General features: G+C 39.4%; 18 protein-coding genes. 14 read left to right on the plus strand and 4 right to left on the minus strand.

Annotation, left to right across the window (positions count from 1 at the left end):
* Nucleotides 1-28: 28 nt before the first annotated feature.
* The gene (gene mdaB, locus H7N67_RS00720) at nt 29-613 is read right to left on the minus strand and encodes an NADPH:quinone oxidoreductase MdaB (protein WP_000756710.1); all 585 of its coding nucleotides are present in this window, start codon (nt 611-613) and stop codon (nt 29-31) included.
* 160 nt (nt 614-773) lie between these two features.
* Here mdaB and H7N67_RS00725 point away from each other — a divergent pair, with 160 nt between their 5' ends.
* Genes H7N67_RS00725 through hydE form a run of 5 tightly spaced genes read left to right on the plus strand, consistent with a single transcriptional unit; the run spans nt 774 to nt 6,433 of the window.
* On the plus strand, nt 774-1,928 hold the full coding sequence (locus H7N67_RS00725; protein WP_078245520.1) for a hydrogenase 1 small subunit: 1,155 nt from the start codon (nt 774-776) through the stop codon (nt 1,926-1,928).
* Nucleotides 1,929-1,937: 9 nt separating this feature from the next.
* Nucleotides 1,938-3,674: a nickel-dependent hydrogenase large subunit gene (locus H7N67_RS00730; RefSeq protein WP_187938724.1), complete on the plus strand. Its 1,737-nt coding sequence runs from the start codon at nt 1,938-1,940 to the stop codon at nt 3,672-3,674.
* A gap of 11 nt (nt 3,675-3,685) precedes the next feature.
* Entirely contained in the window at nt 3,686-4,360 is a 675-nt protein-coding gene (cybH, locus tag H7N67_RS00735; RefSeq protein WP_000359925.1) for a Ni/Fe-hydrogenase, b-type cytochrome subunit, read from the plus strand.
* Nucleotides 4,357-4,893 carry a hydrogenase biosynthesis protein HydD gene (gene hydD / locus H7N67_RS00740; RefSeq protein ID WP_127985817.1) on the plus strand — a complete coding sequence of 179 codons (537 nt, stop codon included), beginning with the start codon at nt 4,357-4,359 and terminating at the stop codon, nt 4,891-4,893. Before cybH ends, hydD begins: the two co-directional genes overlap by 4 nt.
* Nucleotide 4,894: 1 nt before the next feature.
* The gene (gene hydE, locus H7N67_RS00745) at nt 4,895-6,433 is read left to right on the plus strand and encodes a hydrogenase biosynthesis protein HydE (RefSeq protein ID WP_187938725.1); all 1,539 of its coding nucleotides are present in this window, start codon (nt 4,895-4,897) and stop codon (nt 6,431-6,433) included.
* Between the two features lie 4 nt (nt 6,434-6,437).
* On the opposite strand, the gene H7N67_RS00750 is transcribed toward hydE, so the two are convergent.
* Nucleotides 6,438-6,851 carry a hypothetical protein gene (locus tag H7N67_RS00750; RefSeq protein WP_079373825.1) on the minus strand — a complete coding sequence of 138 codons (414 nt, stop codon included), beginning with the start codon at nt 6,849-6,851 and terminating at the stop codon, nt 6,438-6,440.
* A gap of 128 nt (nt 6,852-6,979) precedes the next feature.
* Entirely contained in the window at nt 6,980-7,402 is a 423-nt protein-coding gene (locus H7N67_RS00755; RefSeq protein ID WP_187938726.1) for a hypothetical protein, read from the minus strand.
* 181 nt (nt 7,403-7,583) lie between these two features.
* Between H7N67_RS00755 and oipA the strand changes: the two genes are divergently transcribed.
* The gene (gene oipA, locus H7N67_RS00760) at nt 7,584-8,501 is read left to right on the plus strand and encodes an outer inflammatory protein OipA (protein WP_187938727.1); all 918 of its coding nucleotides are present in this window, start codon (nt 7,584-7,586) and stop codon (nt 8,499-8,501) included.
* Between the two features lie 238 nt (nt 8,502-8,739).
* Here oipA and queC read toward each other — a convergent pair whose 3' ends face one another.
* Nucleotides 8,740-9,417: a 7-cyano-7-deazaguanine synthase QueC gene (gene queC, locus H7N67_RS00765; protein WP_187938728.1), complete on the minus strand. Its 678-nt coding sequence runs from the start codon at nt 9,415-9,417 to the stop codon at nt 8,740-8,742.
* A gap of 62 nt (nt 9,418-9,479) precedes the next feature.
* Here queC and H7N67_RS00770 point away from each other — a divergent pair, with 62 nt between their 5' ends.
* From H7N67_RS00770 to galU, 8 genes are all read left to right on the plus strand, one after another.
* Complete coding sequence (locus tag H7N67_RS00770) at nt 9,480-10,688, plus strand: CCA tRNA nucleotidyltransferase (protein WP_332258173.1); 1,209 nt, start codon at nt 9,480-9,482, stop codon at nt 10,686-10,688.
* Nucleotides 10,689-10,701: 13 nt separating this feature from the next.
* Nucleotides 10,702-11,205 carry an SRPBCC family protein gene (locus H7N67_RS07925; RefSeq protein ID WP_232262979.1) on the plus strand — a complete coding sequence of 168 codons (504 nt, stop codon included), beginning with the start codon at nt 10,702-10,704 and terminating at the stop codon, nt 11,203-11,205.
* 14 nt (nt 11,206-11,219) lie between these two features.
* Complete coding sequence (locus tag H7N67_RS00775) at nt 11,220-12,077, plus strand: NAD(P)-dependent oxidoreductase (protein WP_187938729.1); 858 nt, start codon at nt 11,220-11,222, stop codon at nt 12,075-12,077.
* A 1-nt stretch (nt 12,078) separates the two neighbouring features.
* Complete coding sequence (gene frxA / locus H7N67_RS00780; protein ID WP_078284070.1) at nt 12,079-12,732, plus strand: NAD(P)H-dependent flavin oxidoreductase FrxA; 654 nt, start codon at nt 12,079-12,081, stop codon at nt 12,730-12,732.
* Between the two features lie 164 nt (nt 12,733-12,896).
* Nucleotides 12,897-14,216, plus strand: coding sequence for a glutamate--tRNA ligase (gene gltX / locus H7N67_RS00785; protein ID WP_187938730.1), 1,320 nt, complete (start codon nt 12,897-12,899; stop codon nt 14,214-14,216).
* Complete coding sequence (locus H7N67_RS00790) at nt 14,213-14,506, plus strand: YggT family protein (protein WP_187938731.1); 294 nt, start codon at nt 14,213-14,215, stop codon at nt 14,504-14,506. Before gltX ends, H7N67_RS00790 begins: the two co-directional genes overlap by 4 nt.
* A gap of 13 nt (nt 14,507-14,519) precedes the next feature.
* Nucleotides 14,520-16,202 (plus strand): lytic transglycosylase domain-containing protein, encoded by a 1,683-nt coding sequence (locus H7N67_RS00795; RefSeq protein WP_187938732.1) that lies wholly within the window; start codon nt 14,520-14,522, stop codon nt 16,200-16,202.
* A complete protein-coding gene (galU, locus tag H7N67_RS00800) occupies nt 16,199-17,020 on the plus strand; it encodes a UTP--glucose-1-phosphate uridylyltransferase GalU (protein ID WP_000591498.1) in 822 nt (273 codons plus the stop codon). The genes H7N67_RS00795 and galU overlap by 4 nt, the downstream gene beginning before the upstream one ends.
* Nucleotides 17,021-17,026: the final 6 nt, after the last annotated feature.

Here is a 17,026-nt window from a genome sequence, read left to right on the forward strand (position 1 = left end):
AAATGGGGGGGGTTAAAAAACCTTAAAATCACTTGCCAAAAGCTTGGTGCAAATGCGTGGTGAGGGAGTTAAGATACTGCTCTACTTGGGGGTTTTTCACCACATCGTTGCAAATAAAAGTGGGCAACGCTGAAAGCCCTAAAAATTGGAACGCTTTATGCAAATGCAAATACACAACATCCACACCCACCCCTTCAAAAAATTCACTAGGATCGTTAAAGGCTTCAATGGGAGCGTTCCAGGTCAAGCTCAACATGTATTTTTTGCCTTGCATCAAGCCCCCTTTCCCGTAGTTTTTAGTGGGGTTTTGCGAACTTCTGCCATCGCTAGCATAAAGCTTCCCATGCCCTAAAGTGAAGACTTCATCAATGTATTTTTTCACAATCCAAGGCTCTCCCATCCACCAGCCAGGCATTTGCCAAATCGTCGCATCAGCGCTAACGATCTTTTCCACCTCTTGGCTATGATTATAGCCCTTATCCACGATTGTAGTATCCACTTCTAACCCTAAAGACTCTAGGGTCTTTTTTGCATGGTCAGTCAAGGTTTCATTGAGTTTCCCTCCAGAGCTCCCGAACGCTTTGGCCCCATTAATGATGAGTACTTTTTTCATTTTGTTCCTTTTTTAATAAAATAGGGTGGCATTCTATCCAAATGAAACTTAATGTTAAAGAAATTCCTTTCATCTAAAATAAAAGTTAAAAAATAATCAATTGCCACTACATTATTTTTATTATGTTAAGATAATGAAAATTTCTAGTGAAGGAGTGGTCATGTTCTACGATGAAAAAAAGACCTATCAAAAGATTGAAGAACGCCTTGAAGTAATTAGTTCGTTTAACGCTCACAACGAGCATAAAAACCTGCAAGATGAGTTTAAAGGTGCGGGCATTTCTAGGCGCGATTTATTGAAGTGGGCGGGCATGATGAGTGCGACTCTAGCTTTGCCGGCTAGTTTTGCTCCCTTGACTTTGAAAGCGGTAGAAGTGGCTAACAGATTGCCCGTGATTTGGTTGCACATGGCAGAATGCACCGGCTGCAGCGAGAGCTTGTTAAGGAGTGCAGACCCCACCATTGATAGCATTATCTTTGATTACATCAACCTAGAATACCATGAGACCATTATGGTAGCGAGCGGTTTTCAAGCTGAAAAAAGTTTGCATGACGCCATAGAAAAGCATAAAAACAATTACATTTTAATGGTAGAGGGCGGTATCCCCCAAGGCACCGAATACTTCCTCACTCAAGGCCCAAACGCTGAAACGGGGGCTGAAGAGTGCAGGAAAGCCGCTCAACACGCAGCCGCTATTTTTGCCATAGGCACATGCTCCAGTTTTGGGGGCGTGCAAGCGGCTTACCCTAACCCCTCTAACGCGCAACCCTTGCATAAAATCATTGACAAACCCGTGATCAATGTTCCCGGTTGTCCGCCTAGTGAAAAAAATATCGTTGGCAATGTGCTTTATTACTTGATGTTTGGGGCTCTCCCTAAATTGGATGCGTATAACCGCCCCTCTTGGGCTTATGGGAACAGGATCCATGATTTGTGCGAAAGGAGAGGGCATTTTGATGCGGGCGAATTTGTGGAGCATTTTGGCGATGAAAACGCTAAAAGGGGCTTTTGTTTGTATAAAATGGGCTGTAAAGGGCCTTACACTTTCAACAATTGCTCCAAACTCCGCTTCAATTCACACACTTCTTGGCCCATAGGCGCAGGGCATGGGTGCATAGGGTGTTCTGAGCCTAATTTTTGGGACACGATGAGTCCTTTTGAAGAGCCTTTGGCGAATCGTTCCATTAAAACCGCTTTTGACGGATTAGGGGCTGATAAAGTGGCGGATAAAGTAGGCACGACTTTATTGAGTGCAACTGCTATTGGCATTGTTGCGCATGCGCTCCTTTCTAAAGCGATCAAAAACAAAGAGTAAGGGATTAACATGTCAAAAAAAATAATAGTCGATCCTATCACCAGGATTGAGGGGCATTTAAGGATTGAAGTGATCGTAGATGATGACAATGTGATCACTGATGCGTTTTCTTCTTCTACGCTTTTTAGGGGGCTAGAGACGATCATTAAGGGCAGAGACCCACGAGATGCGGGTTTTATCGCTCAAAGGATTTGCGGGGTATGCACTTATTCGCATTATAAGGCTGGTATCACTGCGGTAGAAAACGCTCTAGGCATCACCCCCCCATTAAACGCGCAATTAGTGCGATCTTTGATGAACATGGCACTACTCTTTCATGATCATGTGGTGCATTTCTATACTTTGCATGGGCTTGATTGGTGCGATATTATGAGCGCTTTAAAAGCCGACCCTTTTGAAGCTTCAAAACTTTCTTTCAAATACAGCCCTTATCCCATTAATACCGGTGCCGGTGAATTAAAAGCGGTTCAAAAACGCTTGAGTGATTTCGCTAAAGGCGGATCTTTGGGGCCTTTCAGTAACGGCTACTATGGGCATAAAACCTATCGTTTAAGCCCAGAGCAAAATTTAATCGTCTTAAGCCACTACCTCAAGCTTTTAGAAATCCAAAGGGAAGCGGCGAAAATGACCGCTATTTTTGGGGCCAAACAGCCTCACCCACAAAGCCTAACGGTGGGGGGTGTTACGAGTGTTATGGACATATTGGATCCGACGAGATTGGCTGAATGGAAGAGCAAGTTTGAAGTGGTGGCCAATTTTATCAACCATGCTTACTACCCTGATTTGGTGATGGCGGGCGAAATGTTCGCTAACGAACCATCCGTTATTAAAGGCTGCGGCTTAAGGAATTTTATCGCTTATGAAGAAGTGTTGCTCGGGAAGGATAAATACCTTTTGAGTAGTGGGGTGGTGCTTGATGGGGATATTTCTAAACTGCACCCCATTGATGAGAGTTTGATTAAAGAAGAAGTTACGCATTCTTGGTATCAATATGAAGACACTAAAGAGGTGCAACTCCACCCTTATGACGGGCAAACGAACCCGCATTATACCGGTTTAAAAGACGGCGAGAGCGTGGGGATTGAAAATAAAATCATCCCTGCTAAAGTGCTTGACACTAAAAATAAATATTCTTGGATCAAATCGCCCAGATACGATAGTAAGCCCATGGAAGTAGGCCCTTTAAGTTCCGTAGTGGTAGGTTTAGCGGCGAAAAACCCTTATGTTACTGAAGTGGCTACGAAGTTTTTAAAAGACACTAAACTGCCTTTAGAGGCGTTGTTTTCAACGCTTGGGCGCACAGCTGCAAGGTGCATTGAAGCCAAAACGATCGCTGATAATGGCCTTTTGGCGTTTGATGCGTTAGTGGAAAATCTAAAAAGCGATCAAAGCACTTGCACTCCTTATCGCATTGATAAAAATCAAGAATATAAAGGGCGCTACATTGGTCAAGTGCCAAGGGGCATGCTAAGCCATTGGGTGCGCATTAAAAACGGCGTGGTGGAAAATTACCAAGCGGTAGTGCCTTCTACTTGGAATGCGGGGCCTAGAGATTCCAAAAACCAAAGGGGGGCTTATGAAATGAGCTTGATTGGCACTAAAATCGCTGATTTAACCCAACCTTTAGAAATCATTAGGACTATCCATTCTTTTGACCCATGCATCGCATGCTCGGTGCATGTGATGGATTTTAAAGGGCAGTCTTTAAACGAGTTCAAAGTAGAGCCTAATTTCGCTAAATTCTAAAAGGGTTACGCATGGATAAAATGAATAAGGTCGTTTTGCACAAAGAGTATTCAGGTTTTGTGCGCTTTTTCCATTGGGTTAGGGCTTTGAGTATTTTTACTTTAATCGCTACGGGGTTTTACATCGCTTACCCTTTTTTGCAGCCTAATTCAAGCTTTTATAAAGGGGTGTATCTTTTACAAGCTTATGTGCGCTCTTTTCATGTCATGTTTGGGTTTTTACTCATTAGCGCATTAATCTTTAGAACCTATCTTTTTTTCACGAAAGAAAGCTTGATGGAACGCAGGAGTTTTGGCCAACTTTTAAGCCCAAAAGCTTGGATCGATCAGATGAAAGCGTATTTTCTTATCAGCGGCAAACCCCATACTAAAGGAGCGTATAACCCTATCCAACTCGTGGCTTATTTCACTTTGGTTGTTTTGATCGTGTTGATGAGTTTGAGCGGGATAGTGCTGTATTATAATGTCTATCATGCGGGGCTTGGGGCGTTTTTAGCAAGCGCTTTTAAGTGGTTTGAAGCGCTTTGTGGGGGGTTAGCGAATGTGCGTTTTATCCACCATTTAGCGACTTGGGGGTTTATTTTGTTTGTCCCTGTGCATGTTTATATGGTGTTTTTCCATTCTATCAGGTATGATAGTTCAGGGGCGGATTCTATGATTAATGGCTATGGTTATACCAAAGAATGAGTCAAAAAATCCTAATTCTAGGCATTGGCAATATCCTTTTTGGCGATGAAGGGATTGGGGTGCATCTAGCCCACTACCTTAAAAAGAATTTTTCTTTTTTCCCTAGCGTGGATATTGTGGATGGGGGGACTATGGCTCAGCAACTCATTCCTTTGATCACTTCGTATGAAAAGGTTTTGATTTTGGATTGCGTGAGCGCTAAGGGCGTTGAAATTGGATCAGTCTATGCTTTTGATTTTAAGGACGCTCCTAAAGAAATCACATGGGCTGGGAGCGCGCATGAAGTGGAAATGCTACACACTTTAAGGCTCACGGAGTTTTTAGGGGATTTGCCTAAAACTTTTATCGTGGGGCTTGTGCCTTTTGTGATAGGGAGCGAGACCACTTTCAAGCTTTCAAGCGAAATTTTAAACGCTTTAGAAACAGCCCTAAAAGCCATAGAAACCCAACTCAACGCATGGGGGGTTAAAATGCAACGCACCGATCATATCGCCCTAGATTGTATCGCTGAACTCTCTTATAAGGGTTTTTGAATTGGTGTTTGTTTTTCTTTTTAAATGCGTTAATGAAGAAACAAGCCTGAATTTTACGCCCCTTTTAGAGCGAATGGCATGCAATTTGCAAGTGCATTTTTATAGCGTTTATAAGGATAATACCACTTCTTTCTACCTCCAAGCGAGCGCTGAGATCACTTTAGAATTCGCGCAAAAACTCAGCGAAATTCTGCCCTTTTCTTTAGATTTTAGCTTTTTGTCTTTAAAGGAAATCACAGAGCCTTTAGATGAAAATCCTTTCCAAACAACAAGCCTTTCAAAGCCCCTTTTTATGAACGCTAAAGAGCATCAAGATTTTTTAGACAACAATTCATCTTTATATGCCGACACTCTGGACTTGATTGAAAACACCGCTTTTAAAGGGAAAATGATTCATAGCCCTAAAGAGCTTATAGATTGTTTAACCCAATTAAAAGGCATGCTCAAAACGCAGGATTTTATCCCTATTTTCACTTCTAGGGGAGCGTTATCCCTTTCTTTAAAAAATCCCTCTCCAAGCGTTATTTTTAGCGATCTTTCTAGCGTTTTAACCTGCACTAAATTGCCTTTAGAGGACGCTAAATATTTAGCCAGTTTGGAAAAACCCTCCATCAAAGCCTCTTTAAAAAGCGTGTTTAAGGACACTTTTAAAAACGATGAAATCATAGCCCAACTACCCTTTGACCCCATATTGAATTTATTGTGCCATATTTTACAAGATGAGGGGATAGAATTTGTTTTTATGCATGAAAGCCGTTCTTGTGAAGCGCTGTTACATTATGAAGCGCTTTTTAAAACCCCTAAACGCTTGATCACGCCCACTAAAAAATTCGTGTTAGAAAACAACCTTTCTACCCTTCCCTTTAAAGATGAATTAGAGTTTTTAAGTGCAACCCCCAATTCTATCGTTTTGTATTTTAGTTTCAAGCACCCTACAAGGTTGTTATTGCATGCTAATGGTTCTTTAAAAACGCTTTTAAGCGTTAGTTTTGATTTCAATCAAATATTTGACCTCCTCAAACAAGATGAAAAAGCCTCCAGAATGCTACAAAACTACGCGGCTAAATTCCCTGATTTTTACGCGCGCATTGCAGGGCTTTCTCAATACAATCTAGGGGGTGCGAATTTATTGGATTTTTTTCAAATTTTAGGGTTTGTTTTGGGGTATAGCGAGGATTTTCATTCGCATAGCGTTATTTCTTTAGCTAAAGAATGCTTACGCCCTAAAGGCCCTAGGATTGATTATAAAATCCTTAAAGACGATTCTTTGAAAATGGCTTTAAACTTTTCAAAGATCATGCACAGCGCGATGAGTTTCAGGCTCGCAGGCGTGGAAAATGAAATCTTGAGTTTGGGGATTTTGGATTCTTTAGCGGAGTTTTTAGGGAATTTCATTTGGGATAATGCGCAGAATTTTAGCGTCCAAGAAGTAACGATCGCTGGGGATTTCTTTGGCGAAAAAGTGTTTTTGGATTTGTTTGTGCGGTATTTCCCTAAAACCCTTGCTCTTAAAACGCATGCGTTTTTGGATTATGAATAAGGGCTTAAAAGCGGATGTGCATCATCAACCCGCCGTCCATGTATTGGGTTTTTTTGCTTTTAGTCCTTTCAAAATAAGGCCCAAAAGACAGAGCTTTATTGAAATTAACAATCGGCACGCTCACCCCTTCGGCGATATTGTTTTTAGCGAGTTGTTTGTAAAACTTTTTGTCGCTTTTTTTATGGCTTTTAAGGTTAGGGCTTTTTTCTAAATCTATGCCTTCTAAAGTGCTATTTTTAGTGAAATCATAAAGCTTTTTGTCGTTTTTAGCCTCGGTTTTTAATCCATGGTTTTTATGGAGTTTGTAAAACTTCTTACTGCTTTTTTTTTCGCTTTTAGTCTCGGTTTCTAAATCTGTTGCAAACGCGCTACTATAAGCCATAAGCGATACAAAAAATAAATTTCTAACTATACGCATAAGAATATCTCCTCTTAATATAGTCTTTTTCTATCACACCACCCTAGCATGTTAGAAATAACCATTAGAAAACACAAGCGTGTCTGAGTAAAAACGCCAACACCACCACGCTTTCTAAAGCCACTCAATCAATAAAAAGCGTAAGGGAAGTATCCAGGCGCTCCATACCCATAAGGCATGAAACCATAGGGCATGTAATAATAAGGCATGTAATAGCCTCCATACATCCCGTTTTGCATGGGCGAATTGAGATTATCCACTGAATTGTAAAAGCCGTTTAAAGAACCATAAGCGTTATAATTAGTGAAACGATTGATTAAAGGCGTGGTGTGCGCATCAATAGTGGCGTTTTCTTGCTGGATGGCTTTTTCTTCTCTAGCGACTTCTTGGGCTTTAGTCTCTTTAGGATCTTTAACTATCACTTCTTCTATAGGCACATTCGCCCCACAAGCGCTTAACAGATAGGCTAAAAATCCAGCGTTTAAAAAAAGAATGATTTTAGAGAGGTGAGCGGATTGGTTGGGTAAAAAAGTTTTATTGTTTTGATGCATGGGATTTCCTAATTTAAAAATAACCAAAGATTAACATGTTTTTAATTTAATATTCATTAAGCGGTGGTTTTGTGGCTATTTCATTTTAATTTTGTTTTTCGTTAAAACCCAATAACTAAAATCTTAATTTTTATGATAAACTACCTAATTATAATATCAAATCTTAAACCAAAGAAAAACCATGAAAAAAGCTCTCTTACTCTCTCTGTCTCTCTCGTTTTGGCTCCACGCTGAAAGGAACGGATTTTATTTAGGTTTAAATTTTGCAGAAGGAAGCTATATTCAAGGACAAGGTAGCATCGGCGAAAAAGCTTCAGCAGAAAACGCCTTAAATCAAGCGATCAATAACGCAAAAAATTCATTATTCCCTAACACAAAAGCCATAAAAGATGCACAAAACGCCTTAAATGCAGTGAAAGATTCAACAAAGATCGCTAACCGATTCGCAGGAAATGGTGGATCGGGCGGTCTCTTTAATGAACTCAGCTTGGGGTATAAATATTTTTTGGGTAAAAAAAGGATTATAGGGTTTAGGCACTCTCTTTTTTTCGGTTACCAACTTGGTGGCGTTGGTTCTGTTCCTGGCAGCGGTTTAATAGCTTTTTTACCCTATGGTTTCAATACGGATTTGCTCATTAATTGGACTAACGATAAGCGAGCGTCCCAAAAATATGTTGAACGAAGGGTAAAAGGGCTTTCTATATTTTACAAAGACATGACCGGCAGAACGCTAGACGCTGATACATTAAAAAAAGCATCAAGGCATGTATTTAGAAAATCTTCAGGGCTTGTGATTGGCATGGAACTAGGGGCTAGCACTTGGTTTGCGAGTAATAATCTCACCCCTTTCAATCAAGTCAAAAGCCACACGATTTTTCAGTTGCAAGGAAAATTTGGCGTTCGTTGGAATAATGATGAATACGATATTGATCGCTATGGTGATGAAAACTATCTTGGGGGTTCTAGCGTTGAATTAGGGGTTAAAGTGCCAGCGTTTAAAGTCAATTATTATAGCGATGATTACGGGGATAAATTGGATTATAAAAGAGTGGTGAGCGTTTATCTTAACTATACATATAATTTTAAAAACAAACATTAAAAACACGCTTTTTACCGCTCTTTGATTGTTTTGTAAAAACGCTCAAAGGCATTTTTTAAACAAAAATATAAAACAGCTTGATCTTAATCAAGCGACAAACTCTTAAAAAAACGCTCTTTTTGGGTTAGGGGTTTTAGTTGGGGGTTGTAGGGGGAATTATTTCAAAATCCCCTGTTCTCTTAAGAAACTTATTATAAAAACAAAGTTTTAAAAACCCCATTCTTTAAAAAATTATTTTTTACAGCATGGCTTGAAACTCTTCATAGCCTTTTTTTCTCAATTGGCATGCCGGGCATTCACCGCAGCCATAACCATAAGCGTGCAAAATCTTTCGCTCTCCTTGATAGCAGGTGTGCGTTTCTTTGATGACTAAATCCAAGACGCCTAAATCTTTAGCCATTTGAAATTCTTGCGCTTTATTCAAAAACATTAAAGGCGTTAGGATTTTAATCGCCGTGTTTGATCCTAAATTGAGCGCATGCTCGATGCTTTTAATGAAATCTTCTTTACAATCCGGATAGCCGCTAAAATCCGCTTGCGAAACCCCTAAAGCGATGTTGCTAGCCCCTATTTTTTGCGCATAAGAATGCAAAAGGGTGATAAAAATAGCGTTACGATTAGGCACAAAAGAGTTGGGTAAATCTTTATTTTGCGCATGCGAATGCCCCATTAAATCGTTAGAGTTTTTAAAAAGCGCGGAGTGGGTGATATTTTCTAAAAAATTTAATGGGATGATTTCATAAGGGAGTTGTAAAAGAGAAGCGATTTTTTGAGCGCATTCTAATTCCACAGAGTGTTTTTGCGCGTAATCAAACCCCACTAAACAGACTTTTTTAAAACGCTTTTTCGCCCACACGGCTAAAGTGGTGCTGTCTTGTCCGCCGCTAAAACCGATCACGCAAATTTCTTGTTCCATCAACATTCCTTAAAAATTCTAAAAAGATATAATAACACAAAGAAATTTTAAGAGTAAAAAGCGTGTTTGAGTTAGAAAAAGGATTAAAAGAATTGTTTGACATTTATGAAAAATCCCCTTATGAGCTTTACTTGGTAGGGGGGTGCGTGCGCGATTGTTTAATGGGCATTACCCCCAAAGATTACGATTTAACTTCAAACGCTTTAGTCAATGAAAGTAAAGAGCTTCTTTTAAAGCGCCATTTTAGGGTGCTAGAAACCGGTATCAAACATGGCACGATCACGGCTCTTAAAAACCATCAGAGCTATGAAATCACAACTTTTAGAATGGAAAAAGGGCATATCAAACACCGAAAGCCTAAAGAGTTGGTTTTTAGCGCGCGTTTAACAGACGATTTAAAGCGGCGCGATTTTAGCATGAATGCGATCGCTTATAGCCCTACAAAAGGGCTGATTGATCCTTTTAATGGGCGAAGCGCGATTGAAAATCAGATGATTGAATGCGTGGGGGAAGCGCGATTGAGGTTTTTTGAAGACGCTTTAAGGATTTTAAGAGCGCTGCGATTCAGCGCGACTTTAGGCTTTAAGATAGCGCCAAGCACTAAAGAAGCGGTTTTTGCGTGTAAGGATTTGTTAAAACACCTTTCTAAAGAGCGCTTACAAAGCGAATTGAATAAGCTTCTTATGGGGAAAAACGCCTATGAAGTGGCTAAAGAATATCAAGAAATTTTAGAGTTGGTTATTCAAGAAAAAATAGAAAATTTAGGGTTTTTAAAAAACGCGCCTTTGAATTTGGAATTAAGATTATTAGGGTTTTTCAAGCATCAAAAAAGTTTAGAAAATTTACGCTACCCTAAAAAAACTTGTGTTTTATTTTCAAAAGCTAAAGAATGCCACAAAGCTTTTTTAAATATTCATAACAAAACAGGATTGAAGTTTTTATTGAAAAACTACGATTTAGAGCCTTTTAATTTAGCTTTAGATTTTTATGCGCTCAAAAACCCCAAACACGCTTTAAAAATTAAAAGCTTGTTAAAAGAAATATTTAACGCTAACGAGCCTTTTAAAAAAGAACACCTAGCCCTTAAGGGCGGCGCGCTCCAAAGCTTGGGTTATCAACACCAAAAAATCGGCGAAATTTTAAACGCATGCTTAAATTCAGTCATTGAAAATCCTAAAAACAACGCTTTAGAATGGCTGATAAAATGGGTTAAAGATCATTATTTACCTAATGATGCTATAAATCATTCGCCAATAGGCAGAAAAAATTAAAAACAGAGAAAACATGATAACGATGAATGCGATTCAATGGCCTGAAAAATGGATACCAGGAGAGACTGATAATTTTGTGTCTAATGAAGTCATTGTCAAAGGTTTGGACTTTAATAAAGTGGTGCAACATTTAAGAGACGCATCCCATTGGGAAAAGTATTACAAAAATTCAGGGAATGTCCACATGCATAATCAAGACAATACTATTCTTAAAGATAAGACTCGTTTTTGTTTTGAAACTTTTGGCTTTCTCATTGAAGCGCAAGTGGAAGAGTTTGAATTGAAAGACACCATACTGCGTTTGGCTTGGAGAGGTTGGAATGAAGCTAGAGGCGATGAGTATCTTGAAGCCTATCACGCATGGCTAGTTGAAAAATTAGATAATGATCGTGTGCGTATTTTAACCCAAGAAACTCAGTTAGGAGTCCCTGCTAAAGCTTTAGCGAAATCTGTGCCTAATGCGATGCTAAACGGCCATCAAGCTTGGTTAGATGGTTTAGTGGCGTATTCACGCTAATAAGTGAGAATTGAATGAAAATCGGATGGATTGGACTAGGGGCTATGGGGACTCCTATGGCGACTCGCTTGTGCGATGCAAATTTAGAAGTGTCGGTTTATAACCGAACAGAGAGCAAAGTGGCCCCTTTAAAAGAAAAAGGCGTAGCGGTTTATACTAACCCTATAGATTTAGCCGCTAAAGTTGATCTGGTTTTTATCATGCTTTCGGATAAAACGGCGATTGATGCTGTTTTAGTGCCAAAATTTTGGGAACAGATGTCTGAAAAAATCGTGGTGAATATGAGCACCATCGCTCCTTTGGAGAGCTTGGCTTTAGAAAAAACCGCTCAAAAGCATCAAGTAACTTACCTTGAAGCACCCGTTTCGGGATCGGTTGGTGCGGCCAAAGCTGGGGCGTTATTGATTTTAGCGGCAGGTGAAAAAGAAGTGATCACTCAACTCAAACCTGTTTTGGCGCATTTGGGGAGTCAAACCTTTTATTTGGGTAAGATTGGTCAAGGGATGAAAGCCAAATTATCCATCAATAGCCTTTTGGCTCAAATGGGGGTTGCTTATTCAGAAGCTTTGTTATTAGCCAAACATTTAGGGGTTGATGCAGAGACATTTTTGCAAATTATTGGCCAATCTGGCATGAATTCGCCTCTCTTTCAAGCTAAAAAAGGCATGTGGCTGCAAGATAGCTATCCGGCCGCTTTCAGTTTGAAGCTCATGCTCAAGGACATTCGTTTAGCCAACAATGAAGCAGGAGAGGCGATTCAATTGCCATTCTTATCTAAAGTGCAAGAGCTTTATTCTCAAGCAGAAAAATCCGGTTTAGGCGCATTGGATATGGCAGCCGTTTATCATTATTTAGAAAAAGGAGATCATTAAAATGGACAGAGAACAAGTGGTTGCTTTACAGCACCAACGATTTGCTGCAAAAAAATACGATCCTAATCGTCGTATTTCCCAAAAGGATTGGGAAGCTTTGGTTGAAGTGGGGAGATTAGCCCCTTCTTCAATCGGGCTTGAACCATGGAAAATGCTTTTATTAAAAAATGAACGCATGAAAGAAGATTTAAAACCGATGGCCTGGGGGGCACTTTTTGGTTTAGAGGGAGCGAGCCATTTTGTCATTTATCTTGTGCGAAAAGGCGTTACTTATGACAGCGATTACGTTAAAAAAGTGATGCATGAGGTTAAAAAAAGGGATTATGACACTAATTCCAGGTTCGCTCAAATCATCAAAAATTTCCAAGAGAATGATATGAAACTCAATAGCGAACGATCTTTGTTTGATTGGGCTAGCAAGCAGACTTATATCCAAATGGCGAACATGATGATGGCAGCGGCCATGTTAGGGATTGATTCTTGCCCGATTGAAGGGTATGATCAAGAAAAAGTGGAGGCTTATTTAGAGGAAAAAGGCTATCTGAACACGGCGGAATTTGGCGTGTCGGTAATGGCTTGTTTTGGTTATCGCAACCAAGAAATCACCCCTAAAACCCGCTGGAAAACAGAAGTTATTTATGAAGTGATTGAATAAAAACGCTTTTAGCTTTTTGATAACCAACCATAAAGAGCTTGGCGTTAGCCAAGCGCTAATCTCTTAAATGATGCCTATTCATGTTTGATAAAAACAGAACTACCACAACACAATTAAGTATTCTTTAGGTATAATCAAAAACTATTTTTAAATAAAGGGTTTTTATGCTTCGTTTTGCGCCTTCGCCTACAGGGGATATGCACATAGGGAATTTAAGGGCAGCCATTTTCAACTACATTGTAGCCAAACAGCAACACAAACCCTTTCTCATTCGCATTGAAGACACGGACAAGGAGCGTAACATTGAAGGCAAAGATCAAGAAATTTTAGAAATTTTAAAGCTTATGGGGATAAGTTGGGACAAGCTCGTGTATCAAAGCCATAACATAGATTACCACAGAGAAATGGCGGAAAAATTACTGAAAGAAAATAAAGCGTTTTATTGTTATGCGAGCGTGGAGTTTTTAGAAAGAGAAAAAGAAAAAGCCAAAAATGAAAAACGCCCTTTCAGGTATTTAGACGAGTGGGCCACTTTAGAAAAAGACAAAAACCATGCCCCTGTGGTGCGTTTAAAAGCCCCAAATCATGCGGTGTCTTTCAACGATGCGATTAAAAAAGAAGTGAGATTTGAACCTGATGAATTGGATTCTTTTGTGCTTTTGAGACAGGATAAAAGCCCTACTTATAATTTCGCTTGCGCATGCGATGATTTGCTCTATGAAATCAGTCTGATCATTAGAGGCGAAGATCATGTGAGTAACACCCCTAAACAAATCTTAATCCGGCAAGCTTTAGGCTCAAACGATCCGATTGTTTATGCGCATTTGCCCATTATTTTAGATGAAGTAAGCGGTAAAAAGATGAGCAAAAGAGACGAAGCGTCCAGCGTGAAATGGCTTTTAAATCAAGGGTTTTTACCGGTTGCGATTGTGAATTGTCTCATCACTATCGGCAATAAAGTGCCCAAGGAAGTTTTTAGCCTTGATGAAGCGATAGAATGGTTTAGTTTAGAAAATCTTTCTAATTCCCCGGCTCATTTTAATTTAAAATATTTAAAACACTTAAACCACGAGCATTTAAAGCTTTTAGACGATGAAAAGTTATTAGAACTCACTTCAATAAAAGATAAAAATCTCCTAGGGCTTTTAAGATTGTTTATAGAAGAATGCGGCACGCTTTTAGAATTGAAAGAAAAAATTTCGTTGTTTTTAGAGCCAAAAGATATTGTTAAAACTTACGAGAACGAAGATTTTAAAGAGCGTTGTTTAGCGCTTTTTAACGCTCTAAAAAGCATGGATTTTCAAGCGTATAAGGATTTTGAAAGTTTTAAAAAAGAAGCCATGCGATTGAGCCAGCTTAAGGGTAAGGATTTTTTCAAACCTTTACGCATTCTTTTGACCGGGAACTCGCATGGCGTTGAATTGCCTTTGATTTTCCCCTATATCCAAAGCCATTATCAAGAAGTTTTAAGGCTCAAAGCATGATTTTTTCTACCCTTATCAATGCGGTAGCGGTGATTTTAAGCGCGCTTCTTACGATTTATATGTGGGTGGTGATCATTTATGTGCTTATCAGCTTCGTGCAGCCTAACCCTAATAACCCCATCATGCAAATCCTCGCTCGCTTGTGTGAGCCGGTGTTTTATTTTTTACGCTCTAGATTCAAGCTTGTGTTTAACGGGTTGGATTTCTCTCCTTTAGTGGTGGTCATTGTTCTGAAATTCTTGGATCTCACGCTCATTCAGTGGCTTTTCATGCTCGCTAAAAACCTTTAAAGAAAATAACCGCATGCGTTTTTTTACCTTGTTTTTTATCGGTATGCTTGGTGTTAGTTTTTCTCAAACCGAGTTGAGTTTAAAAGATTTAGAAAAAAAGCCCGCCGGGATCGTTAGGGATTATTATTTATGGCGTTATATTAGCGATAAAAAAACCACTTTAGAAAACGCTAAAAAAGCCTATGAATTGACTCAAAATAAAAACAACGCCCTACAAAAAGCCATGCAAGAAAAAGGCGTAGAAAATTCAGAAAAAAGCCCTGATGTTAAATTGCCTGAAGATATTTATTGCAAACAAATTACTCTAGAAAGCATGTTGGAAACAACAGACACTTTCCAAAATAGCTGTATCGCTATCGCTTTAAAATCAAAAATCAGAGATTTTGATAAAATCCCCCTTCAAACCCTTAAACCTTTACAAGAAAAAATCAAAGAGGCTTATCCTGTTCTTTATGAAGAGTTAGAAATCTTGCAAAGTAAGCATGTGAGCGCTTCTTTGTTTAAAGCTAACGCGCAAGTGTTTAGCGCGCTTTTCAATCATTTGAGTTATGAAAAAAAGCTCCAAATTTTTGAAGAGCATATCCCTATTAAAGAGTTAAACCGCCTTTTAGATGAAGATTACCCGGCGTTTAACCGCTTGATCTATCAGGTTATCTTAGATCCTAAATTGGATCATTTTAAAGACGCTCTGGCTAAAAGTAACGCCACCCAAAGCAACGCGCAAACCTTTTTTATCCTAGGGATTAACGAAATCTTGCGCAAAAAACCCTCTAAAGCACTCAAGTATTTTGAACGCTCAGAAGCGGTGGTTAAAGATGATGATTTTTCAAAAGACAGAGCGATTTTTTGGCAGTATTTAGTCTCTAAAAAGAAAAAAACTTTGGAGCGCCTTTCACAAAGCCCAGCTTTAAACCTCTATAGTCTTTATGCGAGCCGAAAATTAAAAACCACGCCCAGTTACCGCATCATTTCTCACATCCAAAATTTAAGTCAAGAAGACCCTCCTTTTAACACTTACGATCCTTTTTCGTGGCAAATTTTTAAGGAAAAAACCTTGAGTTTGAAAGATGAGAGCGCGTTTAATGCGATGCTAAAAAGCCTGTATTATGAAAAAAGCGCCCCTGAATTGACCTATCTTTTAAGCCAACGCAATAAAGACAAGATTTATTATTATTTATCCCCTTATGAAGGCATTATTGAATGGCAAAATACAGATGAAAAGGCTATGGCGTATGCGATCGCTAGGCAAGAAAGTTTCTTGCTCCCGGCTTTAATCTCTCGCTCCTTTGCTCTAGGGCTTATGCAGATCATGCCCTTTAATGTAGGGCCTTTCGCTAAAAGCCTTGGCATGGATAATGTTGATCTAAACGACATGTTTAACCCCAATATCGCCCTCAAATTTGGGAATTATTACTTGAACCATTTGAAAAAAGAATTCAACCACCCCCTTTTTGTCGCCTACGCTTATAACGCTGGGCCTGGGTTTTTAAGGAGGTGGTTAGAAAGCTCCAAACGATTTAAAGAAAAAAATCATTTTGAGCCATGGCTTAGCATGGAGCTTATGCCTTATAGCGAGACTCGCATGTATGGCTTTAGGGTCATGCTCAATTACTTGATTTATCAAGAAATTTTTGGGAATTTCATCCCTATTGATGGATTTTTAGAACAAACTCTTAATTCAAAGGACAAACCATGATTAAAAAATGCCTTTTTCCTGCCGCTGGCTATGGCACGCGCTTTTTGCCGATCACTAAAACCATTCCTAAAGAAATGCTGCCCATTGTGGATAAACCTTTAATCCAATACGCTGTAGAAGAAGCGATGGAAGCGGGCTGTGAAGTGATGGCGATCGTTACAGGCAGGAATAAACGAAGTTTAGAAGATTATTTTGACACGAGCTATGAAATAGAGCATCAAATCCAAGGCACTAACAAAGAAAACGCCCTAAAAAGCATTCGTAATATTATAGAAAAATGCTGTTTTTCCTATGTGCGCCAAAAGCAAATGAAAGGCTTAGGGCATGCGATTTTAACCGGGGAAGCCCTCATAGGCAATGAGCCTTTTGCGGTGATTTTAGCCGATGACTTATGCATAAGCCATGATTATCCTAGCGTGTTAAAGCAAATGACTTCATTGTATCAAAAATACCAATGCTCCATTGTAGCCATTGAAGAAGTGGCGTTAGAAGAAGTTTCAAAATACGGCGTGATTAGGGGCGAATGGTTAGAAGAGGGGGTGTATGAGATTAAAGACATGGTGGAAAAACCAAGCCAAGAAGACGCCCCAAGCAACCTAGCCGTGATAGGGCGCTACATTTTAACTCCGGATATTTTTGAAATTTTAAGCGAGACTAAACCGGGTAAAAACAATGAAATCCAAATCACAGACGCTTTACTCACTCAAGCCAAAAGAAAACGCATCATCGCTTACCAATTCAAAGGCAAACGATACGATTGCGGGAGCGTGGAAGGCTATATTGAAGCGAGTAACGCTTATTATAAAAAACGCTTATAAATCTTA

The organism is Helicobacter pylori, from assembly GCF_014498195.1.
Lineage (GTDB): Bacteria > Campylobacterota > Campylobacteria > Campylobacterales > Helicobacteraceae > Helicobacter > Helicobacter pylori_DO.